This window comes from Quadrisphaera sp. INWT6, from assembly GCF_015390235.1.
Lineage (GTDB): Bacteria > Actinomycetota > Actinomycetes > Actinomycetales > Quadrisphaeraceae > Quadrisphaera.
This window is the reverse complement of record NZ_VUOH01000006.1, coordinates 77113-100756: the sequence shown is the minus strand read 5'-3', so window position 1 is coordinate 100756 and position 23644 is coordinate 77113. Positions and strand designations below refer to the sequence as shown.

The 23644-nt window shown below is 73.5% G+C and carries 26 protein-coding genes and 2 pseudogenes; 16 read left to right on the top strand and 12 right to left on the bottom strand.

What is annotated here, in order from left to right; translation table 11 throughout:
* Positions 1–89: 89 nt before the first annotated feature.
* From F1641_RS17885 to F1641_RS17860, 6 genes are all read left to right on the top strand, one after another.
* Positions 90–857 (top strand): ABC transporter ATP-binding protein, encoded by a 768-nt coding sequence (locus F1641_RS17885; protein WP_194908163.1) that lies wholly within the window; start codon positions 90–92, stop codon positions 855–857.
* 64 nt (positions 858–921) lie between these two features.
* Positions 922–1440: an NfeD family protein gene (locus F1641_RS17880; RefSeq protein WP_194907796.1), complete on the top strand. Its 519-nt coding sequence runs from the start codon at positions 922–924 to the stop codon at positions 1438–1440.
* Positions 1441–1443: 3 nt separating this feature from the next.
* Positions 1444–2634 (top strand): SPFH domain-containing protein, encoded by a 1191-nt coding sequence (locus F1641_RS22610; protein WP_194907795.1) that lies wholly within the window; start codon positions 1444–1446, stop codon positions 2632–2634.
* Entirely contained in the window at positions 2631–2969 is a 339-nt protein-coding gene (locus tag F1641_RS17870; protein ID WP_194907794.1) for a DUF4190 domain-containing protein, read from the top strand. The genes F1641_RS22610 and F1641_RS17870 overlap by 4 nt, the downstream gene beginning before the upstream one ends.
* Positions 2966–3172 carry a hypothetical protein gene (locus tag F1641_RS17865; RefSeq protein ID WP_194907793.1) on the top strand — a complete coding sequence of 69 codons (207 nt, stop codon included), beginning with the start codon at positions 2966–2968 and terminating at the stop codon, positions 3170–3172. Before F1641_RS17870 ends, F1641_RS17865 begins: the two co-directional genes overlap by 4 nt.
* Positions 3173–3184: 12 nt before the next feature.
* Complete coding sequence (locus F1641_RS17860) at positions 3185–4756, top strand: cryptochrome/photolyase family protein (RefSeq protein ID WP_309225698.1); 1572 nt, start codon at positions 3185–3187, stop codon at positions 4754–4756.
* On the opposite strand, the gene F1641_RS17855 is transcribed toward F1641_RS17860, so the two are convergent.
* Positions 4757–6547: a SpoIIE family protein phosphatase gene (locus tag F1641_RS17855; RefSeq protein WP_194907792.1), complete on the bottom strand. Its 1791-nt coding sequence runs from the start codon at positions 6545–6547 to the stop codon at positions 4757–4759.
* Positions 6548–6704: 157 nt separating this feature from the next.
* On the opposite strand from F1641_RS17855, the gene F1641_RS17850 reads away from it, so the two are divergent.
* The gene (locus F1641_RS17850; RefSeq protein ID WP_194907791.1) at positions 6705–7538 is read left to right on the top strand and encodes a sulfite exporter TauE/SafE family protein; all 834 of its coding nucleotides are present in this window, start codon (positions 6705–6707) and stop codon (positions 7536–7538) included.
* A 7-nt stretch (positions 7539–7545) separates the two neighbouring features.
* Here F1641_RS17850 and F1641_RS17845 read toward each other — a convergent pair whose 3' ends face one another.
* The 6 genes and pseudogenes from F1641_RS17845 to F1641_RS17820 form a co-directional block, all read right to left on the bottom strand.
* Positions 7546–7947 carry an ATP-binding protein gene (locus F1641_RS17845; RefSeq protein ID WP_309225697.1) on the bottom strand — a complete coding sequence of 134 codons (402 nt, stop codon included), beginning with the start codon at positions 7945–7947 and terminating at the stop codon, positions 7546–7548.
* 229 nt (positions 7948–8176) lie between these two features.
* Positions 8177–8683, bottom strand: a pseudogene (locus F1641_RS23525) (ester cyclase); the annotation flags it as partial.
* Between the two features lie 225 nt (positions 8684–8908).
* Complete coding sequence (locus F1641_RS17835; protein WP_309225696.1) at positions 8909–9934, bottom strand: LuxR C-terminal-related transcriptional regulator; 1026 nt, start codon at positions 9932–9934, stop codon at positions 8909–8911.
* 185 nt (positions 9935–10119) lie between these two features.
* Positions 10120–11295 (bottom strand): zinc-dependent alcohol dehydrogenase, encoded by a 1176-nt coding sequence (locus F1641_RS23520; protein ID WP_194907790.1) that lies wholly within the window; start codon positions 11293–11295, stop codon positions 10120–10122.
* Positions 11292–11642 (bottom strand): hypothetical protein, encoded by a 351-nt coding sequence (locus tag F1641_RS17825; protein ID WP_194907789.1) that lies wholly within the window; start codon positions 11640–11642, stop codon positions 11292–11294. Before F1641_RS17825 ends, F1641_RS23520 begins: the two co-directional genes overlap by 4 nt.
* Positions 11643–11754: 112 nt before the next feature.
* On the bottom strand, positions 11755–12903 hold the full coding sequence (locus F1641_RS17820) for a glutathione-independent formaldehyde dehydrogenase (RefSeq protein WP_194907788.1): 1149 nt from the start codon (positions 12901–12903) through the stop codon (positions 11755–11757).
* A gap of 181 nt (positions 12904–13084) precedes the next feature.
* On the opposite strand from F1641_RS17820, the gene F1641_RS17815 reads away from it, so the two are divergent.
* The 3 genes from F1641_RS17815 (at position 13085) to F1641_RS17805 (ending at position 15485) form a co-directional block, all read left to right on the top strand.
* Positions 13085–13726, top strand: a complete 642-nt coding sequence (locus F1641_RS17815; RefSeq protein ID WP_206691442.1) for a DUF1345 domain-containing protein — start codon at positions 13085–13087, stop codon at positions 13724–13726.
* A gap of 149 nt (positions 13727–13875) precedes the next feature.
* Complete coding sequence (locus F1641_RS17810) at positions 13876–14664, top strand: RNA polymerase sigma factor (protein ID WP_206691441.1); 789 nt, start codon at positions 13876–13878, stop codon at positions 14662–14664.
* Positions 14649–15485 (top strand): hypothetical protein, encoded by an 837-nt coding sequence (locus tag F1641_RS17805; protein WP_194907785.1) that lies wholly within the window; start codon positions 14649–14651, stop codon positions 15483–15485. The genes F1641_RS17810 and F1641_RS17805 overlap by 16 nt, the downstream gene beginning before the upstream one ends.
* A gap of 159 nt (positions 15486–15644) precedes the next feature.
* On the opposite strand, the pseudogene F1641_RS20235 reads toward F1641_RS17805, so the two are convergent.
* Positions 15645–15911 (bottom strand): annotated as a pseudogene (locus F1641_RS20235) (TrmH family RNA methyltransferase); the annotation flags it as partial.
* 203 nt (positions 15912–16114) lie between these two features.
* Positions 16115–16390, bottom strand: a complete 276-nt coding sequence (locus tag F1641_RS17795; protein ID WP_194907784.1) for a GlsB/YeaQ/YmgE family stress response membrane protein — start codon at positions 16388–16390, stop codon at positions 16115–16117.
* A gap of 241 nt (positions 16391–16631) precedes the next feature.
* On the opposite strand from F1641_RS17795, the gene F1641_RS17790 reads away from it, so the two are divergent.
* The 4 genes from F1641_RS17790 (at position 16632) to F1641_RS17775 (ending at position 19231) form a co-directional block, all read left to right on the top strand.
* On the top strand, positions 16632–17609 hold the full coding sequence (locus F1641_RS17790) for a DUF2382 domain-containing protein (RefSeq protein WP_255515047.1): 978 nt from the start codon (positions 16632–16634) through the stop codon (positions 17607–17609).
* A 49-nt stretch (positions 17610–17658) separates the two neighbouring features.
* Positions 17659–18081 carry a YsnF/AvaK domain-containing protein gene (locus F1641_RS17785; RefSeq protein WP_194907783.1) on the top strand — a complete coding sequence of 141 codons (423 nt, stop codon included), beginning with the start codon at positions 17659–17661 and terminating at the stop codon, positions 18079–18081.
* A 10-nt stretch (positions 18082–18091) separates the two neighbouring features.
* Positions 18092–18748, top strand: a complete 657-nt coding sequence (locus tag F1641_RS17780; protein WP_206691440.1) for a hypothetical protein — start codon at positions 18092–18094, stop codon at positions 18746–18748.
* A gap of 144 nt (positions 18749–18892) precedes the next feature.
* On the top strand, positions 18893–19231 hold the full coding sequence (locus F1641_RS17775; protein ID WP_194907781.1) for an Asp23/Gls24 family envelope stress response protein: 339 nt from the start codon (positions 18893–18895) through the stop codon (positions 19229–19231).
* Positions 19232–19597: 366 nt separating this feature from the next.
* Here the strand turns inward: F1641_RS17775 and F1641_RS17770 are convergent, their stop codons facing one another.
* Both F1641_RS17770 and F1641_RS17765 read right to left on the bottom strand, forming a co-directional pair.
* A complete protein-coding gene (locus tag F1641_RS17770; protein ID WP_194907780.1) occupies positions 19598–20116 on the bottom strand; it encodes a hypothetical protein in 519 nt (172 codons plus the stop codon).
* Between the two features lie 712 nt (positions 20117–20828).
* Positions 20829–20978 carry a hypothetical protein gene (locus F1641_RS17765; RefSeq protein WP_194907779.1) on the bottom strand — a complete coding sequence of 50 codons (150 nt, stop codon included), beginning with the start codon at positions 20976–20978 and terminating at the stop codon, positions 20829–20831.
* 933 nt (positions 20979–21911) lie between these two features.
* On the opposite strand from F1641_RS17765, the gene F1641_RS17760 reads away from it, so the two are divergent.
* Positions 21912–22097 carry a hypothetical protein gene (locus F1641_RS17760; protein ID WP_194907778.1) on the top strand — a complete coding sequence of 62 codons (186 nt, stop codon included), beginning with the start codon at positions 21912–21914 and terminating at the stop codon, positions 22095–22097.
* A 213-nt stretch (positions 22098–22310) separates the two neighbouring features.
* Here F1641_RS17760 and F1641_RS17755 read toward each other — a convergent pair whose 3' ends face one another.
* Positions 22311–22805, bottom strand: a complete 495-nt coding sequence (locus F1641_RS17755; protein WP_206691439.1) for a class I SAM-dependent methyltransferase — start codon at positions 22803–22805, stop codon at positions 22311–22313.
* 280 nt (positions 22806–23085) lie between these two features.
* Between F1641_RS17755 and F1641_RS17750 the strand changes: the two genes are divergently transcribed.
* A complete protein-coding gene (locus tag F1641_RS17750; RefSeq protein ID WP_194907777.1) occupies positions 23086–23601 on the top strand; it encodes a hypothetical protein in 516 nt (171 codons plus the stop codon).
* The last annotated feature ends 43 nt before the right edge of the window (positions 23602–23644 follow it).

Genomic DNA, 23644 nt, shown 5'->3' with positions numbered 1-23644 from the left:
GACCCACCCTAGGCGGCCCCCGGCGGGGCGCCGCTAGGGTCGTCGGCGTGGTGAGCGCGGTGTCCGGCGGGGTCGACGAGGTCCTCGGCATGGAGGCGGTGACCGTCGTCCGCGGCGGCAAGGAGCTGGTCTCCGAGGTCGACTGGACGGTCCGCGAGGGCGAGCGCTGGGTGGTGCTCGGCCCCAACGGCGCCGGCAAGACCACCCTGCTGCAGATCGCCGCGACCCGGATGCACCCCACCCGGGGCACCGTCCGCGTGCTCGGCGAGCAGCTGGGCCGGGTCGACGTCTTCGAGCTGCGCCCCCGCATCGGCCTGGCCAGCGGCAACCTCTCCGAGCAGGTCTCGCGCTCCGAGAAGGTGCGCGACGTGGTCGTCACCGCTGCGTACGGCGTGGTGGGCCGCTGGCGCGAGCAGTACGACGCCGCCGACCACGCCCGCGCCGGCGCGCTGCTGTCGGTGATGGGCGCGCACGCCCTGGCCGACCGGCGCTTCGGCACCCTCTCCAGCGGCGAGCGGGGCCGGGTGCTCATCGCCCGCGCCCTCATGACCGACCCCGAGCTGCTGCTCCTCGACGAGCCCGCCGCCGGCCTGGACCTCGGCGCCCGCGAGGACCTGCTGCGCCGCCTGGCGCGCTTCGCCTCCGACCCCCTGGCGCCCACCAGCGTGCTCGTCACGCACCACGTGGAGGAGGTGCCCGTGGGCACCACCCACGCGCTGCTGCTGCGCCAGGGCCGCGTCGTGGCCGCCGGGCCGGTCGGCGAGGTGCTGCGCGACGGGCCGCTGTCGACGGCGTTCGGCCTGCCCCTGGCCGTGGAGCGGGTCGGCAAGCGGTGGACCGCTCGGGCGATCGGCTGAGCCCCACCGGGTGACGGCCCCCGGGACCGGGGCGGCTGTCAGCCGCGGCGCATAGGGTCGGAACATGGCTGCGCTGTGGTGGGTGATCGCGGCCTTCGTGCTGGCCGGTCTCGAGGTCTTCGCGCTGAACCTGGTGTTCGGCACGCTCGTGGTCGGGGCGCTCAGCGGCTCGCTCGTCGCCCTGCTGGGCGGCGGCTTCACCGCCCAGGCCATCACCGCCAGCGCCGTCTCCGTGCTCGGCCTGTTCCTCGTGCGCCCGCTGCTGGTGAAGCGGTTCCGGGTGGAGGGGCGCTTCTCGCCCACCGGCACCGCTGCCCACGTCGGGCGGCCCGCGCGCGTGCTGGCCGAGGTCACCGAGGACGGCGGGCGCGTGAAGCTCGCCGGCGAGGAGTGGTCGGCGCGCACCCTCGAGCCCGGTGCGGTCTTCGCCGTCGGGGCGCAGGTGAGCGTCGTCTCGATCGACGGGGCCACCGCCGTCGTCACCGCGGCCCCCTCGGCGGCCCCGTCGAACCACCCGGCCGAACCCGGCGCCGGACCCCAGGCCGGCTCCCCGCCGGCCCCGCCCCGACACCCGGAGGGCTGACCCGTGGACCCCACGAGCTTCCTGCTGACCGTCGTGCTCGTCCTGCTGCTCGTCTTCGTGGTCATCACGGTGGTGAGGGCGGTGCGGATCGTCCCGCAGGCCTCCTCGCTCATCGTCGAGCGCCTGGGCCGCTACTCGCGCACGCTCGAGGCCGGCCTGCACATCCTCGTGCCGTTCTTCGACAGGGTCCGCGCCCGCGTCGACCTGCGCGAGCAGGTCGTCACGTTCCCGCCGCAGCCGGTGATCACCTCCGACAACCTCGTGGTGAGCATCGACACGGTCATCTACTTCCAGCCGACGGACCCGCGCGCGGCCACGTACGAGATCGCCAACTACATCCAGGGCATCGAGCAGCTGACCGTCACCACGCTGCGCAACGTCATCGGCTCGCTCGACCTCGAGCAGACCCTGACCAGCCGCGACCAGATCAACGGCCAGCTGCGCGGGGTGCTCGACGAGGCCACCGGCCGCTGGGGCATCCGCGTGAACCGCGTCGAGCTGAAGGCGATCGACCCGCCCGCGTCCGTGCAGGACTCCATGGAGCAGCAGATGCGCGCCGAGCGGAACCGCCGCGCGGCCATCCTCACCGCCGAGGGCTCCAAGCAGAGCCAGATCCTCACCGCCGAGGGCGAGAAGCAGTCCGCGGTGCTGCGCGCCGAGGGCGCGGCGCAGGCCGCGATCCTGAAGGCGCAGGGCGAGGCCCGCGCCATCCAGCAGGTCTTCGACGCCATCCACCGCGGCGAGCCCGACCCGGGCCTGCTGGCCTACATGTACCTGCAGACGCTGCCCAAGCTCGCCGAGGGCCAGGGCAACACCACCTGGGTCATCCCCGCCGAGCTCACCGAGGCGCTGCGCGGCATCGGCTCCGCGCTCGGCGGCCGTGACGGCGCCCCTGACTCCGGCTGGGCCGCGCAGGTCCGCCCGAAGCGCGAGCGGCCGCTGGCCGAGCCGGGCACCCCCGCCGACGACGTGTTCGGCGACGCCCGGCTGCAGGACCCGGCCGAGGCGCTGCGGGCCGCCCGCGAGGAGGCCGCCGGCGCCACCCGCGAGGCCGAGCGCAGCACCCCCGACGCCGGCGCCGGTCGCGCTGCGTCCCAGCAGGCCCCCGCGCGGGTCGCCGAGCATCCTGCGCAGCAGCAGCCCGCCCAGCAGCCTCCCGCGGCGCCCCGGCCCCCGGCTGACGAGCAGCGGTGACCCAGGAGGCGCAGGACCCGTACCCGCCGCTGGCGGGCTACGGCCCGCCGGCGGGGGCGCCGCCGTGGGCGCACGTGCGCCCGACCAACACCAAGGCCGTGCTGTCCGTGGCGCTGCTGTGGGTCCCGGTCGCCTCCATCGTCTTCGCCGTCCTCGCCCGCCGGGAGATCGCCCGGACCGGTGAGGCGGGGGCGGGCCTGGCCGCGTGGGGGCTGGGCATCGGCATCGCCATCGCCAGCCTGTACGCGCTGTACGCCGCGGGCCTGTTCCTCTACGCCGCGGCGCTCTTCGCGCTGGTCGGGGTGGGGGCGTCGTCGGGAGGGTCGTTCGGGTGAACCCGCTGCTGTCGCTCGTGCTCCTCGTCGGGGGCCTGCGCGCCGCCCGGACCCAGGGGGCCCCCGACGCGCTCGTGCGCGCCCCCGGGCCGGCCGACGCCGCCGTCGTCGCGGGGCTCGTCGGGCTCGTGGCCCTGCTGGCCCTCACGGGTGTCGTGCTCGCGTGCTGCGCGCTCGGGCTGGCGGTCGTGCTCTTCGTCTGATCGGCTCACCCCGTGGCAGACGACACCGCCGGCGGGGCAGCAGCGGGATCCGGCGACGGCGTGCGGTGGCTCTTCGCCGACCAGCTGGGACCGCACTTCCTCGACAGCACCTCCCAGCGGGCGGTGCTGGTGGAGTCGACGCGGGTCTTCGCGCGCCGCACCTACCACCGCCGCAAGGCCCACCTGGTGCTCTCGGCGATGCGCCACCGCGCCGCCGAGCTGGGCGAGCGCGCCGTGCTCGTCCAGGCGGCCACCTACCGCGAGGGGCTCGCCCTCGCCCGCGAGCAGCTCACCGACGCGGAGCGCGCGGCGGGCCTCAGCGTGTGCGACCCGACGTCGCGCGCCGCACGGCGCTTCGTGCGCGGGCTCGACGGCGTGGAGGTGCTCCCGGCGCGCGGCTGGGCGGTGACCGAGGCGCAGTTCGCCCACTGGGCGGGCCGCAAGGGGCAGCCGGGGCAGCCGCGGCTGCTCATGGAGGACTTCTACCGCGAGGTCCGCAAGCACCACCACCTGCTGCTGGAGGGCGACGGCTCACCGCTGGGCGGCACCTGGAACTACGACCACGACAACCGCGAGCCCGCCCCCAAGGCGCCGACGCTGGAGGAGGCCGCGGGCGTCGCCGAGCCGTGGTGGCCGCACGAGGACGACGTCGACGCCCAGGTCCGTGAGGACCTCGACCGCATGGTCCGCGACGAGGGCGTCACCTTCGTCGGCGAGGACGGGCCGCGGCGCTTCGCCGTCACCCGCCGCGAGGCGCTGGCCAACCTGCGCCACTTCCTGACGCACCGGCTGGAGGCGTTCGGCCCCTACGAGGACGCGATGCTCGCCCAGGACCGCTGGATGGCGCACTCCCTCATGTCCGTGCCGCTCAACCTCGGGCTGGTGCACCCGGTGGAGGTGGCCGAGCGCGCCGAGGCCGCGCACCGGGAGCAGGGCGTGCGCCTGGCCAGCGCCGAGGGGTTCGTGCGCCAGGTGGTCGGCTGGCGCGAGTACGTCTGGCACCTGTACTGGCACCTCGGGGAGGACTTCGAGCGGGCCAACGAGCTCGGTGCCCGCGAGCCGCTGCCGCGGTGGTTCACCGACCTCGACGCCGACGGCGAGGTCCGCGCCGCGTGCCTGTCCGACGTGCTCGGCACGGTGCGCGAGGAGGGCTGGGCCCACCACATCCCGCGCCTGATGGTGCTGGGCGGGTACGCCCTCGCCCGCGGGTGGGACCCGCAGGAGCTCACCGCGTGGTTCCACACCCGCTTCGTCGACGGGTACGCCTGGGTGATGGCCGCCAACACCATCGGCATGAGCCAGCACGCCGACGGCGGGGTCGTGGCCACCAAGCCGTACTGGTCGGGCGGGGCCTACGTCGACAGGATGAGCGACTACTGCAAGCGCTGCCCGTACGACCCGAAGAAGCGCCTGGGCGAGGACGCCTGCCCCTTCACCGGCGGCTACTGGGCCTTCACCGCCCGGCACGAGGAGCGGCTGGCGGCCAACCGGCGCACCTCGCGGGCGGTCTCCGGCCTGCACCGGCTGCCCGACGCCGACGCCGTCGTCGCGCAGGAGGCCGACCGGGGCTCCTCGGCTCCCTGATCAGCCTGCCGGCCGGGGCTGGTCGGGTGGGCCGTCGGCGCGGTGCAGCGCGTGGTGCTGCGGGTGCATCCGCACGCCGAGCAGGGCGACGTCGTCGGGGGCCTGGCGCGGCACCAGCTGCAGCAGCACCGCGTCGCACAGGTCGTCCAGGTCGTGGTCGCGGGCGGCCTCCACGGCGCGCAGGAAGCGCTCCACCCCGACGTCGAGGGGGGCGTCGCGGCGCTCCACGAGACCGTCGGTGCACAGCAGCACCGTGCTCCCGCGCGGCACCGACTCGGTGTGCTCGTGCCGCCACGACCCTCCCGTGATGCCCTCCAGCCCCAGCAGCAGGCCCGTCGCGCCGTCCAGCAGCCGGGCGCGGCCGTCGGGGGTGAGCACCACCGGCGGCAGGTGCCCCGCGCTCGACCAGCGCAGCGTCGTCGTCCCGGCGCGGCGCTGCGCGGGGGTCTGCTCGAGCCTGGCGACGACGGCGGTGGCGGTGGTGTCGATGTCGAGGCGGCGCATGGCGGTGTCGAGGCGCGCGAGCAGCTGCGCGGGGGGCACGTCCTCCACCACCCCCAGGCCCCGGAGCATGCCGCGCAGCTGCCCCATGGCGGCGGCCGCGGCCGTGTCGTGGCCGACGACGTCACCGATGACCAGCACCGTCGACCCTCCCGGCTGCACGAAGGCGTCGTACCAGTCGCCCCCGACCTGCGCGGAGTGCGCCGCGGGGGTGTACCTGACCACCACCTCCAGGTCGTCGGGCTGCGGGGGAGCGGTGAGCAGCGCCCGCTGCAGCGCCTCGGCGATCTGCTGCTGCGACGTGACCACCCGCGCCGACTCCACGGCGAGCCCGGCGCGGGCGGCCAGGTCGACCAGCAGCTCCAGGTCCTCCCCGCAGGGCACCGGGCGCCCCCGCCCCGTGAAGCACGACAGCACGCCGACCACCTCCTCCCGCCCGAGCAGCGGCAGCAGCACGGCGCCCTCCGGGTCGAGCTCCAGCACGGCGTCGCGGGCCCCGCCCTCTGGCAGCTGCGCCGCCACCTGCTCCGCCGCGCCCTCGCCCAGGACCACCACCCGGCCCCGCAGCAGCAGCCCGAACGGACCGGCCGCGACCTCCTCCGGCGCGGGCCCCGCCTGCACCAGCTGCTCCGGCGGCAGCGCCGCCGCCCGCGCCACCAGCGGCAGCAGCCCCGCGTCGGCGTGCCACCACCCCGCGCTCGTCATCGTCGCCCGCGAGGCCGGGCCGTCGCCCTCCACCACGCTCACCACGCACCAGTCGGCCAGCTGCGGCACCACCAGCGTGGCGAGCTGGGTTCCCAGCACCCCGACGTCCGAGCGGCTCCCCAGGTCGTCGGCCGCCCGCGCCCGCAGCGCCGCGCGCTGCGCCTCCAGCCGCGCCCGCTCCTCGGCCTCCTCGAGGGCCCGGTGCACCTCCGTCGTCTCCACCGCGGCCCCGAGGACCCGCAGCACGCCGTCCTCGCCCTGGACGGCGCACCCGCGCAGCGAGAAGTGCGCCACCGACCCGTCGGGCCGCACCACCCGGTGCGCGTCGGAGAACTCCGCGCGGTCCTCGACCGCGGCCCCCACCGCACCGAGCAGGCGCTCGCGGTCGTCGGGGTGGACGCGGCCGACCACCGCGCTGATGCCCGCGGCGGTCTCCTGGCGGGTCAGGGCCAGGGACTCGCGGAAGCGCTCGTCGGTGCTCAGGACGTCGGCGGCGGGCTCCCACACGAACGTCCCGACGCGGGCGGCCTCGACGGCGAGGTGGCGCAGCTGGTCCTCGACGGCCGCGTTCCGCACCGGCTCCACACCGACCACCCCCGCGTCGGCACCCGGTGGGCGCCCGCGGTCACGGGCGGAACGGCTGCCACGGGCCCACCGTCCTCCCTCCTCCGGCTCGGCGCACGGCGACGACGGCGGAGCCGACGACGGTGACGACGCCCACGACGACGTAGGGTCACCGCCCGTGACCTGGCTCGAGGTGTCCCTGATCCTCGTGGCGGGCCTGTGGGCCGGCACCATCAACGCCGTCGTCGGGTCCGGCACCCTCGTCACCTTCCCCACCCTCGTGGCGCTGGGGTACCCGCCGCTGACCGCGACCGTCAGCAACGCCATCGGGCTGGTGGCCGGCGGGGTGTCGGGCGCGTGGGGCTACCGGCGCGAGCTGCGCGGCCAGGGCCGCCGCCTGGCGCTCCTCGTGCCCGCCTCGGTGGTGGGCGGCGTCATCGGCGCCTCGCTGCTGCTGCACCTGCCCGAGAGCGCGTTCGAGGCCGTGGTGCCCGTGCTCATCGTGCTGGCGCTGGTGCTCGTGGTCGTCCAGCCGCGCCTGCAGCGCCGGCTGCGGCGCCGCGCGGAGGAGCGGGCCGGCACCACGGGCGGCGCCACGGACAGCCCGGCCGGCACCGGCCCGCTGCGGCCCTCGCGGCGCGTGCTCGTCGCCGTCGTCCTCTCGACCCTGCTCATCAGCGTGTACGGCGGCTACTTCACCGCGGCGCAGGGGATCCTGCTGGTCGCGGTGCTCGGCAGCCTCCTCGACGAGGGGATGCAGCGCCTCAACGGCCTCAAGAACGTGCTGACGCTGGTGGTCAACCTCGTGGCCGCGACGTCGTACGTGCTGTTCGGCGCTGACAGGATCGACTGGGCCGTCGCCGGGCTGATCGCGGTGTCGTCGCTGGTGGGCGGCGCGCTCGGCGCCCGCTACGGCCGCAGGCTGCCGCCGGTGGCGCTGCGCGCCGTCATCGTGGTGCTCGGCACCGTCGCACTGCTGCGCATCATCGGGGCGCAGGCCGGCTGGTGGTGACCCGGCGTCACCGGGCCGACGGGTCACCCGGCGCCAGCTCGAACCACACGGCCTTGCCGGTGCTGCCCGGCTCGACGCCCCAGGCCGAGGACAGCAGGTCCACCAGGAGCATGCCCCGGCCACCGACGTCGTCGACCGCCGGCGTGCGCACCAGCGGCTCGCTCGTGGCGCCGTCGGTGACGCGCACGTGCAGACCCGCCTGACCGCGGCACCCGACCTCGGTGGTGATCGGGGGGCTGCCGTGGCGGACCGCGTTCGTGACGAGCTCGCTGACCAGGAGCTGGGCCTCGTCGAGCACGGAGGCCGCGTGGTGGTGGCAGTGCGCCTGCGCCAGGAAGGCCCGCGACCTGGCGGGTGCGGCCGCGTCCATCGGCAGGGTCAGCGAAGCGGTCGGGGTCTCTGCGCACACCCGTGCAGCATGACGCTCGTGTTGATCTCCACGCCCCCTGGACGCACGCGGAACGAGCACCCGAACGGGGGGCTTGCGCGGTCCGCGGTGCCGGGAGGGCCGTGTCGACCAGGACGCCCCACCTGGTGCCGGCCGTCTCACGGCCCCCGGTGGCGGACGCCGCGGTCGGCCTCAGGCCGACGCGCTGCACGCCGCGGACGACCGGGAAGAGGTCTCCCCAGCACCTGACGATCTTGCCGTCCGTGACGCGGTAGACGACCAGCTCCTGGACCTCGATCCGCCGTCCGGTCGGCGCGACGCCGCTGGAGGGACCGGTGTGGGGCCCTCGACCAGTCAGCCGGACCGCGATGGTGTCGCCCTGGACGAGGCGGTCCTCCACGTCCCAGTGGTCGTCGGGGAAGGCCGTGCACACCTCCCTGACACCGGCGGTGCAGGCGGCCAGCCCGTCCACGGGCGCGGAGCCGCTGACGTCCTCGAAGACGAGGTCGCCGAGGTCGTCGACGCGGTGCTGGGGGACCGGCAGCCGGCGCTCAGCGCCTAGCGGACACGACTGGTACGGGGTCCAGACCCGGAAGAACCACGTGGACAGGCGCCGCGCGGGACGGCACAGTCGCCGTCTCGGTGGAGTGGTGACCGCCGAGCTCGGCCGCTGCCTCGTCGTCGACGTCGCCCCGCCTGGGCGTCGGTGTCCGCTGTGGAGGGGAGCTGCCCGTTCGAGACGGGCCGGTGCAGGCACCCGCCGCGCGGCGATGTGACCAGGTCACCCGACCCGCCGCGCGGCGGTCACCGCGCCCCGGTGCGGTCTGCGGGACGAAGACCAGGACCCAGGCGGATCCGAGCAGCCGCAGACCGGTCAGGCCGGTGTCGGCGAGCTGCGCGTCCGGTCGAGGCAGCAGGACGGGTGGTGGGGTCTCCAGGCCCTCCGGCGAGCGGTGGCACCGGACGGATGCTGGACCGGCTCTCACGCACGAGGACTGGCGCCCGGTGCTGCGTCCGGGGTCGACGGCACGTACAGCCCCTCGCGGTCAGCCCGCACAGCGGCCAGCGTCCGGGTCGGCGCGTCCAGCTTGCGCAGGACGTGCTCCAGGTGCGTGGCGACCGTCCGCGGCGTCAGCACCAGCTGGCGGGCGATCTGGGCGTTGGACCACCCCTCCACGAGCAGACCGAGCACCTCCAGCTCACGAGGGGTGAGCCCCCTGCAGGAGGGGACGGCGGACAGGACCACCGCACCGAGCACCGACGCCGAGGAGCGCTGCTCGTCAGCCAGCACCGTCACCCGGGCGTACCCGTCGGGTGCCTGGCGAGTCCCTCTCGGCCACAGGAAGGAGCGGAAGGGGCGTCCCGTGCTGAGGAAGGTCCGTGCCACCGCCAGGACCGGCGAGCCGGCGGCCAGCAGCCCGTCGTCGTCCAGGCCCGGCAGCCCACCGCACACCCCCCGTCGGTAGAGCACGGCGCCCGCGGTGGCGCCGTCGAGGAGCTGGGCCGCCACCGACAGGTGCTGCAGGGGGTCGACGGCGCGCGCGACCACGGGCACGAGGTGCTGCAGCGTCCGCCGTGCGCTCACCTCGGGTGGTCTGCAGGAGCCGTGCAGCAGCGTGAGGAACCCGATGTGGCGCTCGTGGTGGGCCAGGACCACGGAGAGCGCCTCGCGGACGCCCGCCGGGAGGAGGCACCCCGCCCGCGTCGGCGTGTCAGCCGCCGGGTGGGGGACGCCCGACGGGCGCAGGGGTGGGCGGGGCCGGTCGGCCCGGGTGAGCTCGGTGTCGCGGGCCGTCTGGGGCCCGCAGAGGTGGGCCACGGTGCTGCGGCTGAGGTCCGCGCTGGCGGCCGTGGTGCAGTCTCCGCCGCTCGGCTCGAGGACCTCCATCCACGCGGCGTCGCACGGCACGTGCCGCACCAGCACGTCGAGGACGTCCTTCGCGCGCTCCTGCACCGGTGCGGCGTCGGTGCCCGCCTCCGCCAGCTCCGCGATCGCTGTCTCCAGCACCAGGTCCTCCGGACCTCCGGGCTGCAGCGCCGGGTCCCGCCCCTCCGTGGACCGGCCGGCGCGTCCCGGCACGTTCCTACCCCCACGACCGCAGCGCCGCCAGCCCGAGGTCGTGCCGGGCGCGCAGGGGGCGGTCGACGAGGACGCCCCGTCGACCGCCCACCTCGGACGTCAGGTCCGGCGCCTCACCCGTCGAGGCGGAACACCGAGCGCACGCACCCGTCCTCCTTCTCCTTGAACATCCGGTACCCGGCCGGCCCCTCCTCCAGGGGCATGACGTGGGTGGCCAGGTGCTCGGTCCTCACCTCGTCCCGGCTCATCCGCTCGAGGATCTCCGGGATGTAGCGGTGCCCGTGCTGCTGGGCACCGCGCAGGGTCAGCGCCTTGTTCATCACCGCCCCCAGGGGGAAGGAGTCCACGAACCCGCCGAAGACGCCGAGCGTGAACACCGTCCCGCCCTTGCGGCACGCGTAGATCGCCTCGCGCACGGCCCCGGGGCGGTCGGTCTGCAGGCGCAGCTGCTGCTTCACCTGGTCGACCAGGTGCACCACGCCCTTGCTGTGCGCCTCCATGCCGACGGCCTCGATGCAGACGTCGGGTCCGCGGCCGCCGGTCATCTCGCGCAGCGCCGCCGGCACGTCGACCCGGGAGTGGTCCAGGGTCTCCGCACCGATGTGCGTGCGGGCCTGCTCGAGCCGGTTCGGCAGCCTGTCGATGACGACGACGCGCTCCGCGCCCCTGAGCATCGCCGCGCGCGCCGCCATCTGGCCCACGCCGCCCGCGCCCCACACCGCCACGGTGTCGCCGGGGGTGACCCCGGCCTGGTCCGCCCCGGTCCAGCCCGTCGGTGCTGCGTCGGAGGCGAACAGCGCCCGCTCGTCGGAGACCCCGTCGGGGACCACGAAGGTGCCCTGGTCCGCGTAGGGCACCCGGATGTAGCGGGCGTGGCTGCCGGCGTAGCCGCCCATGGCGTGGGAGTAGCCGTAGCAGCCGCCGATCGCCTGGCCCCACAGCGCCTCGGTGATGCCGGGGTTCGGGTTGCCGTTGTCGCACAGGGAGAACAACCCCTGCTGGCAGTACCAGCAGCGCCCGCAGCTGGTGAAGGAGACCACCACCACGCGCTCCCCGACCCGGCGCTCGCGGACCCCGCGGCCCACCTCCACGACCGTGCCCATGAACTCGTGACCGAGCACGTCACCGGCGCGCATGGCCGGGATGTAGCCGCCCAGCAGGTGGAGGTCGGAGCCGCAGGTGGCGCTGAGCGCCACCTCGATGATCGCGTCGTGCTCGTTGAGGAGGGTCGGCTCGGGGACGTCCTCCACCGCGACCTCGTTGACGCCGCGCCACGTGAGCGCCTTCACCGCACACCCGCCTTCGGAGCCGCCGTCGTCCACCGCTCGATGAGCGCCCCGCCGCGCGAGCGCGTGCGCTCGCCGTGGGGGACCGGGTCGACCACTAGCACCTCACCGACCTCGAGCAGCTGCTTGGCCTGCCGCAGGGCGACCCGCAGCTCGGCCTCGGGGTCCTTGCCGCCCAGGCGGGCGGCCCTGCTGCTGCCCCGCGGTGCGTCGAGCAGGCGCGCGGCGAGCTCGGTGCCCCGGTCCCGGCTGGCCGGTGAGGTGCGGACCTCGATCCGGTCGTGGAGGGCGGCCAGCGGTGCGGGCAGGTTGTTGACGTCGACCTCGTCGACCGGGCGCAGCACGGTCACGGCCAGCCACCCCGAGAGGCCCCGCGACCGCCGGGCGCCCCCGCCCGGTCTGGGCACAGCGGACCTCGCCGACCGCACCGCGTGGAGGACGCTCTGGACCCGGGGAGCCACGTCAGGCCCCAGCCGGCTTGAGGACGACCTTGGTCCAGCCCTCGTCGCGCGCGTCGAAGTGCTGGTAGGCCTCCGGGGCCTGCTCCAGCGGCAGCTCGTGGCTGACGATGAACGACGGCTCGGCCTTGCCCGCGGCGATGAGGTCGCGCAGCTGCCGGTTGTACTTCTTCACCGGCGCCTGGCCGCTGCCGATGTGCTGCCCCCGGAACCAGAACTGGCCGTAGTCGAAGGCGATCTGACCCTCCTTCGCCAGCTCGTCGGGACCGCCCGGGTCCTGGGGGACGAAGACGCCGATCGAGCCGATCTTGCCGGTGAAGCGCACCGAGGCCACCAGCTTGTTCATGGTGTCGTCGGGCTGCTCCTGCCCGGAGGGGTCGTGCGCCTGGTAGCCCACGCACTCGCAGCCGTTGTCGGCCCCCAGACCCAGCGTCTGCTCCAGGACGGCCTGCACCGGGTCGACCTTCGAGTCGTCGATCGCGATGGCGCCGATCGACTCCGCCAGCCGCAGCCGGTCCGGGTGGCGGTCGACGACCATCACCGTGCTGGCGCCGCGGACCGTGGCCGAGAGCGCCGCCATCAGCCCGACCGGGCCGGCGCCGTAGATGACCGTCTGGTCGCCCGGCGAGACGCCGGCCAGCTCGGTCGCGTGGTAGCCGGTGGGCCAGATGTCGGCGAGCATCACGTAGTCGGAGGCCTTCTCGTCGGCGTCCTCGCCCAGGCGCAGGCAGTTGAAGTCCCCCCAGGGCACCCGCAGCAGCTCGGCCTGCCCGCCGGCCCACGGGCCCATGTCGGCGAAGCCGTAGGCGGCCCCCGCCATGCTCGGTTCCGGCTGGGCGGTCAGGCAGTAGTTGGTGAGCCCGTGCTCGCAGTTCTTGCAGTGCCCGCACGCGACGTTGAACGGCAGGACGACGCGGTCACCCACCCTGACCTTGTCGACGCCGGCGCCGACCTCGACCACCTCGCCCATGTTCTCGTGCCCGAACCACCGCCCGGTCTCGAAGTCGGTGCGGCCTTCGTACATGTGCAGGTCGGAGCCGCAGATGTTGGTGGTGGTGATGCGGACCAGGACGTCGGTGGGGCGCTCGATGCGCGCGTCGGGCACCTCCTTCACGCTCACCTGGTGCGGGCCCTCGTAGACGACCGCCTTCATGGCCTGGCTCCTCTCCAGCTGCTGCACCGGCGCCCGTGCTCGACGTCGCGCTCCTCCATGTCACGCCCCCGGCCACCGCTGGCGCATCGGCAGATCTGCCGATGTCCGGAGGAGCGGTGGCCCGCTTCGATGGAGGAGGTGGGGTCCAGCGCGGTGGCCCCGGTGCGTGCGAGGAGGGGACGTGGCGGACTCGACCGGCGGACAGCAGGTGCTGTCCTGGCGGCGCCTCCTGACCTGCCTGGGAGCGGGCGCGGTGGTGGGCGGGGTCACGGCGGTCACCGGGGCCCCTGGCCTGGCGCTCCTGCTCGGGTGGTGCGTCGCCGCCGGCGGTCTGCTGGCGTGGGTGTGGCGGGCGTGCTGGCCGCGCGACGCCTCGGCGACCAAGCAGGTGGCCGAGGAGGAGGGCCGGACCCGGTCGACGGACGCCGCGGTGCTGTGGGCCACGGTCATCAGCCTCGGAGCCGTCGTCGAGGGGCTCGTGCGGTCCGGGTCGTCGGACGCGGTCGGGGTCGCCGTCGTCGTGCTCAGCGTCGTCGTCGTGGTCCTGTCCTGGGGGCTGGTCAGCACCGTCTTCGCCTTCGAGTACGCGCGCCGGTACTACTCCGGGGGTGACGGGGGCATCGACTTCGGACAGAAGGAGTCTCCGGCGTACAGCGACTTCGCCTACGCCGCGCTCGGCGTCGGCATGAGCTACGCGGTGCCGGACGTCCAGATCACCGACACCTCGCTCCGCAAGGTGGCCCTGGGCCACGCCCTGCTGTCGTACCTGTTCGGCACCGTGCTGGTCGCCGTCGCGGTCAGCCTCATCACCGACCTCGGCTGACCCGGAGAGGATCGTCCCCGGGGGGTCGGCCGGACCCGGCGGTCGCACTCCGTGCGCCGCACGAGCACAGCGGCGACCGGGGTGTGACACCCGGTGCTGCGCCGGACATGTAGGGGTGTGAGACGAACAGCCCACCGTCGGAGACCAGCGTGAGCGCCGGGCGCACGCGGCACCTGTGGTCCTCGCCGCGCCCCTCCCGCCCCTCCCGCCCCGCCGGGCCGACGACCCCGGACGCGTCCGGTGGCGCCGACCCCCGAGCCCGCCTGACCGAGCTGCACGAGGCGTCCTACGCCGACCTGCTGCGCTTCGTGCACCGCCGCCTGCCGGGTCCTGAAGCCGAGGACGTGGTCGCCGCCACCTTCGAGACCGCGTGGGCGCGCGTGGACGAGGTACCCGCAGACGCCCGTCCGTGGCTGTTCGGGGTCGCCCGGAACGTGATGGCCAACCACCACCGCGCCGCTGCGCGGCGGAGCGGTCTGGCGGTGCGGCTGGCCGCCGCGACGACCGCGGACGCGGACGTGCACAGCGACGACCACGAGGGGGTCGGCGCCCGCATCGACCTGGTGCGCGCCTGGCGCACCCTCGCCGAGGCCGACCAGGAGGTGCTGTCCCTCGTCGCCTTCGACGGCCTGCGCGGTGAGCAGGCCGCTCAGGTGCTGGGCATCACCCGGTCGGCCTTCGCGATGCGGCTGCAGCGCGCCCGCCAGCGGCTGGCCGGCGCCCTCCGGGCAGATCCCGCGGACTCCGCGCACGTCCCTGACAGCCGCAGGGGTGCGGGTGGCGGTCCGAGCGCGTCCAGCACCGACCCGGCCAGCGACCCGGCCAGCGACCCGGCCAGCGACCCGCCCCGCGCAGCGACCCGTGCGCCCGGCGACCGCCGCGCCCACACCGCGGCGAGCCTCGACCACCTCCAGGAGATGACATGGCCCAGCACCTGACCTCCCACCCCGACGACGCCGCCGACGACGAGCTGCTGCGCGGCCTCGGGCGCCTGGACCCCCAGCGGGGCGCCGAACCCACCCCCGCGCAGTGGGCGCGCTCCCGCGCTCACCTCCAGCAGCTCATGGCCGCCCCGACGCACACGGAGGGGGCGCCTCAGGCGGGCACCCGGAGGAGCGGCCGTGCCGGCGCGGCACCGGTGGCGCGCGGGCGGCGCGGGGTGGTGCTGGCACTGTCCGCGGCCGCCGCCGCGGTGGCCATCACGGGCCTCGGGGCGGTCCTGCCCTCTGCCCCGACCGTCGCCTACGCCGGCTCGTGGAGCGCCGTCCCCAGCGAGGCGGGCGCCGCCGCGGGTCTCGCGCAGGCCCGTGGGTGCGCGGCCACCTGGCAGCAGCAGCCCGTCGGTGGCATCAGCGCTGCGGACGTGCTGATCGCCGAACGGCGCGGGTCGTCCTCGGTCACGGTGGTGCGCAAGGACGACGGAGCGGTGCTGTGCACGGCCATCGGCAGCGCCACCCCCACCGGGTGGGAGGCGCTGGCGCCCACGCGGGCGCTGGGTGCGGAGGAGGTGACGGTGGAGTCCTCCGGTGACGGAGGGACGTGGCCCCTGCGCCGCTCGACCATCTCCGGCCAGGTCGGGTCCGGCGTCACCGGCATCGAGGTCCTCGCCGGGGGCAAGACGATCACGGCGTCGGTGGCCGGCGGGCGCTGGGTGGCGTGGTGGCCCGGCAGCGAGGGCGGGGAGGTCGGGGCGGTGCGCGTCGTCATCCGCACCGCCGCGGGTGAGCGGACCGTCCCCTCCAGCGACCTCTACGTCTGACGGACCACCCACCGGCCTCGCCACCCGGGAAGCGGTGGAGGCGCTTCCCGGGTGGCGAGGTCGAGCTGGTGCATGAGGTGTCGCTCCGGCGACGGCGAGCGGCGGGTCGCCGTCCCCGGAGCGACCCGCTCACGAGCGGGTCGCTGGCTGCGCAGGCGGTGGGGGAGTGGTCGCGCCTGCTCCGAGGGCCCAGAAGGCGACGGCGCTCGCGGCGGCGACGTGGAAGCCGGCGTCCTTGAGCTGGGTGATGCCGGCAGGCCACGGCTCGATGCGGGTCCAGGGCACCTGGAAGACGGTGCCCATGCTGACGCGCACGCTGCGGCGGTAGAGCGGGTCGGCGCAGCGCGGGGTGACCAGGACAGCGTCGACGCCGAGGCCCGCAGCTGAGCGGAACACGGCACCCGTGTTCGTGTGCGTCGTCAGATCACACCCCACCACCGTGTGGGCCGCACTTGGTCGTTGAAGGGCCGTTGCAGGTGTTCGTTGACCGATCGCTACCCGGGCGTGCGGCAACTCGGTCTGGACGAGCCCCGCCGGCCTCACCCAGCAGCCGCCTCGGCTGTGGCCTCCCGCAGGTGGCCCGCAGGCCTGCGCCGGCGGGAGCCCACCGGCGCAGGCCTCGACGGACGTCAGGCGCGGCGTCGTCCGCGGGTGGCCTGGTAGATGGCCAGCACGATGATGGCGCCGATGATCGAGCCGATCCAGCTCGAAGGCTGGACGAAGCCCTCACCGCTGCTGTTGCGCCCGAGCAGGAAGTAGCCGAGGAAGCCGCCGACGAAAGACCCCAGGATGCCTAGCAGCAAGGTCCCGCCGACACCAAGGCCAGAGTGACCGGGCACGACGAGGCGAGCGATGTAGCCGGCGATGATGCCGATGATGATGAGGCCGATGATCGTGCCGAGCATGGTGACCGCCTTGGTGTGAGGGGGACGTGCTCGGAGGACGCTAGGGGCGGCTCCGACTCACCGCGACGTGGATCACCCCGCGGATGTCACACGCTGGACTCTTGCCAGATCCGTGTCCACGGAGGCGGTTTACGTCGTAAGAGCAAGGGGTAACCCAGGTCCGTTGGGCTGCAGCGCGCCGGCCCACTCCTGCCGCCGAAGGCCCCTGACACCGGGCTGGCGGCTTCTGACGGGGAGCACCATGCCCATCGACACCACCTCCATCGACGCTCTGCGCGCCGCCACCGTCTACTCCTCCGACGGGGACAAGATCGGCCGGGTCGGCGACGTCTACCTCGGCGACCACTCCGACCAGCCCGAGTGGGTCACGGTCAAGACCGGCCTGTTCGGCACCTCGGAGTCCTTCGTCCCCCTGGCCGAGGCTTCGCTGAGCGGTGACGAGGTCCGCGTCCCCTACTCCAAGGACCAGGTCAAGGACGCCCCTCGCACTGACGCCGACGGCCAGATCAGCGAGGCCGAGGAGGACCGCCTCTTCGACTACTACGGCCTGAAGGGCTCGAGCGCGACGGGGACGACTAGCACCGCCGGCGCCGCCGGTCTGGGCGGCAGCGATGCACGCCACCGCGGCGAGACGGGGGACCTTCCCTACGACCAGACCACTGACCAGACCTCTGTGCAGCGCCGCGACCTCACCGGCCGGGCCGGCGTCCAGGGCCATGACACCTCAGGGCCCACCACGGATGATGCGATGACCCGCTCGGAGGAGCGCCTGCACGTCGGGACCGAGGTCCGCGAGGCCGGACGCGCCCGGCTGCGCAAGCACATCGTCACCGAGTCCCAGACCGCCCAGGTGGCCACCTCGCACGAGGAGCTCACCATCGAGCGCGAGCCGATCACCGAGGCCAACCGCGGCGCGGCCACCTCCGGGGCGCAGCTGTCGGAGGAGGAGCACGAGATCGTCCTGCACGAGGAGGTCCCGGTGGTCTCCAAGACCGTCGAGCCCGTCGAGCGCGTGCGCCTGGGCACCCAGACCGAGCACGACACCCAGACCGTGGCCCGCCGATGTGCGCAAGGAGGAGATCGAGCTCGACACCGACAGCACGGTGACCACCGGGCACGGCGGCGGCGACCGGCGCGGCCGGCACAGCTGAGGCACCGGGACGGGTCCACCCGTGAGCACTACGACGGGCGACGACGCCACGACCCCGCTGCTCGCTGAGCGTCCCAGCACCTTCCCGGAAGGGGCTGGGGCGCCCGCAGGGGTGGAGGTGGCGCTGTCGGCCGAGCGGATCGACATCGCCGTGCACCGGCTGCCTCGTGAGCGAATGCGGCTGCGCCGGGAGATCCACACCCGCGAGGTCGAGGTGAGAGTGACTGTGCGGCGCGAGGTGCTGCGCATCGAGCGCTCGCCGGTGGAAGACGGTGGTGTTGTCGGTCCCACCGCAGGGACCACCGCTCCCACCGAGCCGTCCCTGGACTTCGTGCTGCTCGAAGAGCGGCCGGTGGTCGGGGTCGAGGTCGTGCCCTACGAGCGGGTGCGGATCGGCGTGGACGTCGTGCCGTCCACATCACAGGTGGACACCACGGTGGCCCGTGAGGTCCTCGACCTCACCTTCACGCCCGCGGCGCCTGCCACAGCGACCGAGTTCGACGAGCCGTCCACCACCACCTCCGCCACGACCAACGACTGATGAGGAACCCATGAGCACCTCCGCGAACGACCACCCGCCCCACGCCCGGGGCACGGCCGCCACGAACGGCCATCACGGCGCCTCGCAGATCGACCCGCGCCCTGAGCACCGACGCGTCGTCGAGGCCCAGAAGGAGCAGTTCGGGGGCATCAAGGTCGGCAGCGCCTTCTTCGGGTGGCTGACCGCCACCGGCACCGCCGTCCTGCTCACCGCACTGCTGGCCGCTGCCGGCACCGCGGTGGGCTTGGCCACCAACGCTGACCCGAGCCAGGTCACCGACGACGCGGTCGCCGCTCCAGGCACCATCGGCGTGGTCGGCGGGATCGCGGTGCTCGTCGTTCTGCTGGTGGCCTACTTCTGCGGCGGCTACGTCGCCGGTCGCATGGCCCGCTTCAACGGGCTCAAGCAGGGCCTAGCGGTGTGGTTGTGGGCCGTGGTCATCGCCGTGCTCGTCGCGGTCCTGGGCGCGGTCGCCGGCTCGCAGTTCAACATCCTCGGCCAGCTCAACAGCTTCCCCCGCATCCCCATCGACGAGGGGACCCTGTCCACAGGAGCAATCATCACCGTCGTGGCCGCGGCACTGGTCGCACTGCTCGGTGCGCTGCTGGGCGGACTGACCGGGATGCGCTTCCACCGTCGCGTGGACCGAGCCACCCTGGCCCACTGAGCGGTGAGCACCACCCCTGCACCCGCAGACTCCTGTACGCAGCGCCGCCACGAGGAGGCGCAAGTCAGGTCAGCAGCCTCTCAACGGGAGCAACCGCGCGAGGCTGGCGAAGCCGCTCAGCGTGGCACGGCGGGTACGACGACCATGTCAGACGACGTGGTTCGCCAGCTCGTCTCCATCGCTGCGCTGCGGGTGGAGGGCGTACATGCGCTCGCTCGTGAGCCTCGCTCCGGCATCCACCTTGCGCATCGCGCTCGGACCGGCGCGGTGGGTGCCGGCAGTGTGTGCATCGACATCGCCGGTCAGCAGGTCGTGGTGGGCGTGGCTCTCGTCGCGGTGGACGGTGTCGCCTTGCCTGTGGTGGCCGAGAACGTCCGTCGTGAGGTGGCTACAGCTGTCAGTCGCATGACCCAGCTGCGCGTCATCCAGGTCGATGTCCTCATCGCGGACATCGACCTGGAGGTCTTGGAAGAGCAGTCGTGAGCTCGGGAACCGTGGCCGCTTCAAATGAGAACCGGCGACCGGGCACCTGCGGCCATTCGGGCCGGCTCGACCGACAACTCGAGCCCGGTCGCACTCGGGGATCCCCGACCGGTCAGCGGAACGCCGACCATCGATGAAAGGGCGCTCTCGTTACTCGAATGCCCCCGTCGGGATGATGCAGCCGTCTCGATCGCGGATCCCCCTCTGCAACGGCCGGCGACTGGACCCGCCGGCGCCTACCGGACGCCGACGCGGGGTGCGGTCAGCGGCAAGGCCAGCAGCAGGCACAGTGCCCTCTCGAAGATTCAGACCACCGCGGGCAGGACGAGCCCCCACCGCCGTGCCGCCTCCGCGTCGGCCACGAGGTCAGGTCCCAGTGGCTGCGGGAAGTCTCGCCGTGACCATGCCCGAGGCGACTGCCCCCAGTAGCTGCTCCACCTGGTGCACGCCCTGGCTTCCCGCGCCAGTGATCTCCACCCCGACCACGACGTCACCGACCTGGGCCGCCCCGTGCACCACCGGCACACCGTTCTGCAGCGACGACGTCGCCGCCCAGGCGTTCGCCGTGCCGGGCACGTCAACCTCCACCGGTGTCTGCTCCTCCATGAAGCGACAGATACCGGCGTCGCGGACGACGTCGTCGAAGGCCGCTGGGCCGCGTCCAGCACGCCACCCCGTCACCGTGACGCTGACGCTGGCGAACCCCTCGCGGTACCAGCTCCACTGACGACCGGCGACGTTGAACGGCGCCCTGCTGGAGCACGCCTGCCCCGGCACGACCGGCTGCAGGCGGTACTGCCCCGAGTCCTGCAGCTGCCAGCTGCCCACCGGGGCCGGCGGGACAGCAGCGACGGCGGTGACGAGGTCGGGGATGGAGTAAGCCACGCCTGTCCCCACGGGGACCCCCGAGTACTGCCCGCCTGAGGTGGTGGGGGCAGCCGAACCGTCCGCGCCCGCGACCGGCGTCATCTCCGGGAACTGCCGGGGCTCGGTGACTTCAGGGTCAGGCGCATCCGAGGGCGGCAGCGCAGTCAGGACCAGCGGCGCAGGCGTTGGCGTGGACATCGCCGCGCCTTGGACAGAGGGCGTCGCCGAAGGCGAGGCGGAGCTTGCGGTGTACCCGGTGAGTCCCTGCGCGAAGGGCACACCGACGGCACATGCGCTCAGCACCACACCAACAGCAGACACCCCCAGCGCGATCGTGCCGAGCTTGCGCTGCCGCCGGGGAGAATGGGCACCGCCTGGATCCCCGGACAGGGGCGAAGTCATGCGGGGCGCGTCCTCACCGGCAGGTGTTCGATCGTCATGTCCAGCACTGGCCATCTGGCGCCCCTTCGCGGACAGGTCACCGGCTCGACCCCCTTAGGAGACGACGGCGACGCCGTGGGCCCGAGTCTGCCGCGGAAGGACGCGCTGAGGCAGAGGACTCTCCGAAGGAAACTCGCTCGTACCCAGTCCTCGCGACAGCCAGACGTGCGCGATGAGATCCCGTCCACGAAGTGACAGCCCTGGTAGGCGAACTTCAGCCGCCGACAGCGATCCCAAGGTGCCCGGTGGTCGACCGCTACCCGGTCAGCGTCTCGCCCCTCTTGTGCGGTCAGTTCGCTCGGGAACGGTGATTGTGCAGCGCTACGACGACGAGCACCGGCCCGAGGATGCACACCGCCATGATCCCTATGGCCGCCAGAAGGCCGATTTCTGAGCGTCCGATGGTGGTACCGGCGAAGACGCTGATGAGGCCTATCACGTAGAGAGCCGATGCCCTGCGTGGCTGAGCTAGCGGACGACCTCGCCAGGCGAAGGTAAGGGCTGCATCTGGGTGGGCGCGGGAGGTGGTTCTGACTGATGCGACGATCGCTAGGGCCCCTAGGACCCATAGAGGCACTGCGAGTAGCACTGCCGCACTGTGACATCCGGAAGTGAGTATGACCAGCACTCACTGGGACACGCCGCTGCATCGCCTGCCGGTTGCCGGCTGGCCACCGCTGTCCGGTCAGCGTCTCGCTGACCACCGCCGACTGGCCGCTTCTTAGGTTCCAGGACTACTCGTCTCGACGACGCAAGCCGTCTCACCCGCGGATGCCTGGGCTGGCCGGAGTACGGCGACGTCCAGACCGGCCGCCCGACCTCAACCTCGCCTACCGCAGCGGACGGCTACTCGGCGGCGTGCTGATGTTGCCGGTCGTTGAGCACCCACAGCAGCGTCCAGAAGATGAGGCCCGCGCCGCCACCCCAGTTCTGGATCGGAACGTCACGCACAAGCCCGAGTACGACGGTGGCGATTGAGAGCGCCACGAAGCTCAAGAGGCCCACCGAGAGCGGACTGCGGCGCCATCTGGGGCGCATCCTTGACCTCCAACCGTCGTGCCGTTCGCCAAAGCTTCGGCATGTCGGCTGTCCGTCGACAGCCTGCCTCCCCCTGGCCTTCCGCTTGGAGAGTTGACGAGCACGCAGACGTCATCCGCAGATGCGCTGCGATTTTTGGTGCCCGCTCAGCGACCGTTGAGCGGGCACCCTCGTCGGTGTCCCGGGCATCGGCAGGAGGCGCCGCGGTTCGTCTCCCTGACCATCGGCGACCGGTCCCGGGGGGGGGGGGGCGACACCGCAGCGGCGCGGCTTGGGGGTGTCACGTCCGCTGGCCACGAGAACATGGCGCATGGCTGCCGGAGGATCCATCGCCGTGATGCTGCTTCTGGTCGTCAACGCTGCCTGCATCGCGGGCATCTTGGTGATCATCGTGCGCAGGCAGCCAGGGTGGGCGGCGGTGGGGGTCATCGCGCTGTGGGGCGTGTCCGTCGTCACTACCGCGGTGCTTGCATGGCAGATCGGTCACCTCATGACGGCCTTCGACGAGGTCTACGGCTGAGGGCGCTGTGCGTGGTCCGGTCAAGGACCGCTGACCGGGCGCCTTGGCCGTCACCTGACGCCCTGACTGGCACCTCAGAGGAGACCTTCTCGCCTCGCTAGCGAGACGACGGCGCGGGAAGACTTCTCCCACACCTCGACGACGACGTCCTCGTCTCGCCAACCACCCAGGCGCTGCAGCTCAGCAGCGGCCTGGATCGTGGCGTGCACCGCGTCACCGCCTTGGGGGTAATCCGCCACGGCCGTGGCGCCAGTGGGCGGCCAGCAGCGTGCCGCCTTCCTGCAGGGAGGCGACTACGGCACTGACCACCTCGGGCAGGTCCGCGGCGCTGAGGTAGTAGCCGACCTCTGACAGGACGACGAGGTCAAAGGCGTCCTCGGGCCACGGCTCGCCCAGGCCCCACCTGCGCAGCTCCACGTTGTCGGGGACCCTGGAGGCGGCTCTGTCCAGCGCTGCTTGGGAGACGTCGGTGGAGATGAGGACGTCGCAGCGCTGGGCCAGCTCCGCGCTGAGCACCCCCAGGGAGCACCCGGGCTCGAACCCTCGTCGGTAGCGCCGCGCTGGGAGGGCAGCCAGGGTCAGGGCGCGCTTGCGCTGCTCGTACCAGCGGTCGGTGAAGCCCCACGGGTCCTGGTGGGTGGCGTACAGGTCCTCGAAGTAGCTGGGCGGCAGGCTCATCGCCTCGCCGGGATCCGTCGCTGGTGTCATAGGACCAGCGTCACCCGGGCGCTCACGCGTCGCGAGAGGTCACTGGGCGGTCAGTTCCGCGGACGATGTCCATGTCCTTAGTTGCACGCTCACGACCGTCTTCCGGACTGCCCGGCGGTCGACAGGGTTGCGCGCGTGGCGTTGCCCCCTGCGACGGTGATGCCGTGCTGGACTCCTGAGGACAGGACGCGTCGACGACCTCGACACCTCACCGCTGCAACGCGCCGCCAGGCACAGCCGTCCTGCATGGGAAGACCTGACGTCGAGCAGGAGCGTCACGATGAACAAGGCCACGGCAGCTGCGGCATCGGCCGCTCTCCTCGCGCTCGCCCTGGTGGGCTGCACCATCGCCGCGCCGCAACCCGTGCTGTCCTCGCCTTCTGCGGCGCAGGACGAGGGATCGCTCGCCGGGGCCGCGGACACCCCCAACGCGTTGGAGCTCGCCGACGGTTCCAGGGTGCTGGTCGGCGCGTCCGAGCGCGGCGGGGTCACCTTGGCCCGGATCAGCGGAAAGATCGTCTCGATCGGAACGTCTTGCTGGGGATTCGAGGATGAACGAGGCGTCCACGCACTTGCCGTCGATCACGGCTCTACGGTCGGCAGCGATGGGCTGTCGGTCGTGACGCCCAACGGGATGAGGATCGCGGTGGGCGATGAGGTGTTAGGCGGGTCCGGGGGCGGCGTGCGCGGGACCGGACGTGAGGAGCAGTGGCGCTCTGCGCTGCCGGACTGTCTTGAGGGCCGGGGGGTCTACCCGGTGTACATCGACACGGTGACTCCGCCGGCACAGCGCTGACAGGTCCGCGGCCATCCCAGATGGGACCGATGACCGGGCGCTC

Excerpts from the sequence above, each read along its gene's own strand:
- F1641_RS17805 (WP_194907785.1), top strand. The coding sequence starts at position 14,649 with ATGGCCCAGCACCTGACCTCCCACCCCGACGACGCCGCCGACGACGAG.
- F1641_RS17790 (WP_255515047.1), top strand. The coding sequence starts at position 16,632 with ATGCCCATCGACACCACCTCCATCGACGCTCTGCGCGCCGCCACCGTC.
- F1641_RS17755 (WP_206691439.1), bottom strand. The coding sequence starts at position 22,805 with ATGACACCAGCGACGGATCCCGGCGAGGCGATGAGCCTGCCGCCCAGC.
- F1641_RS17775 (WP_194907781.1), top strand. The coding sequence starts at position 18,893 with ATGTCAGACGACGTGGTTCGCCAGCTCGTCTCCATCGCTGCGCTGCGG.
- F1641_RS17795 (WP_194907784.1), bottom strand. The coding sequence starts at position 16,390 with ATGCTCGGCACGATCATCGGCCTCATCATCATCGGCATCATCGCCGGC.
- F1641_RS17780 (WP_206691440.1), top strand. The coding sequence starts at position 18,092 with ATGAGCACCTCCGCGAACGACCACCCGCCCCACGCCCGGGGCACGGCC.
- F1641_RS17820 (WP_194907788.1), bottom strand. The coding sequence starts at position 12,903 with ATGAAGGCGGTCGTCTACGAGGGCCCGCACCAGGTGAGCGTGAAGGAG.
- F1641_RS17750 (WP_194907777.1), top strand. The coding sequence starts at position 23,086 with ATGAACAAGGCCACGGCAGCTGCGGCATCGGCCGCTCTCCTCGCGCTC.
- F1641_RS17885 (WP_194908163.1), top strand. The coding sequence starts at position 90 with ATGGAGGCGGTGACCGTCGTCCGCGGCGGCAAGGAGCTGGTCTCCGAG.
- F1641_RS17880 (WP_194907796.1), top strand. The coding sequence starts at position 922 with ATGGCTGCGCTGTGGTGGGTGATCGCGGCCTTCGTGCTGGCCGGTCTC.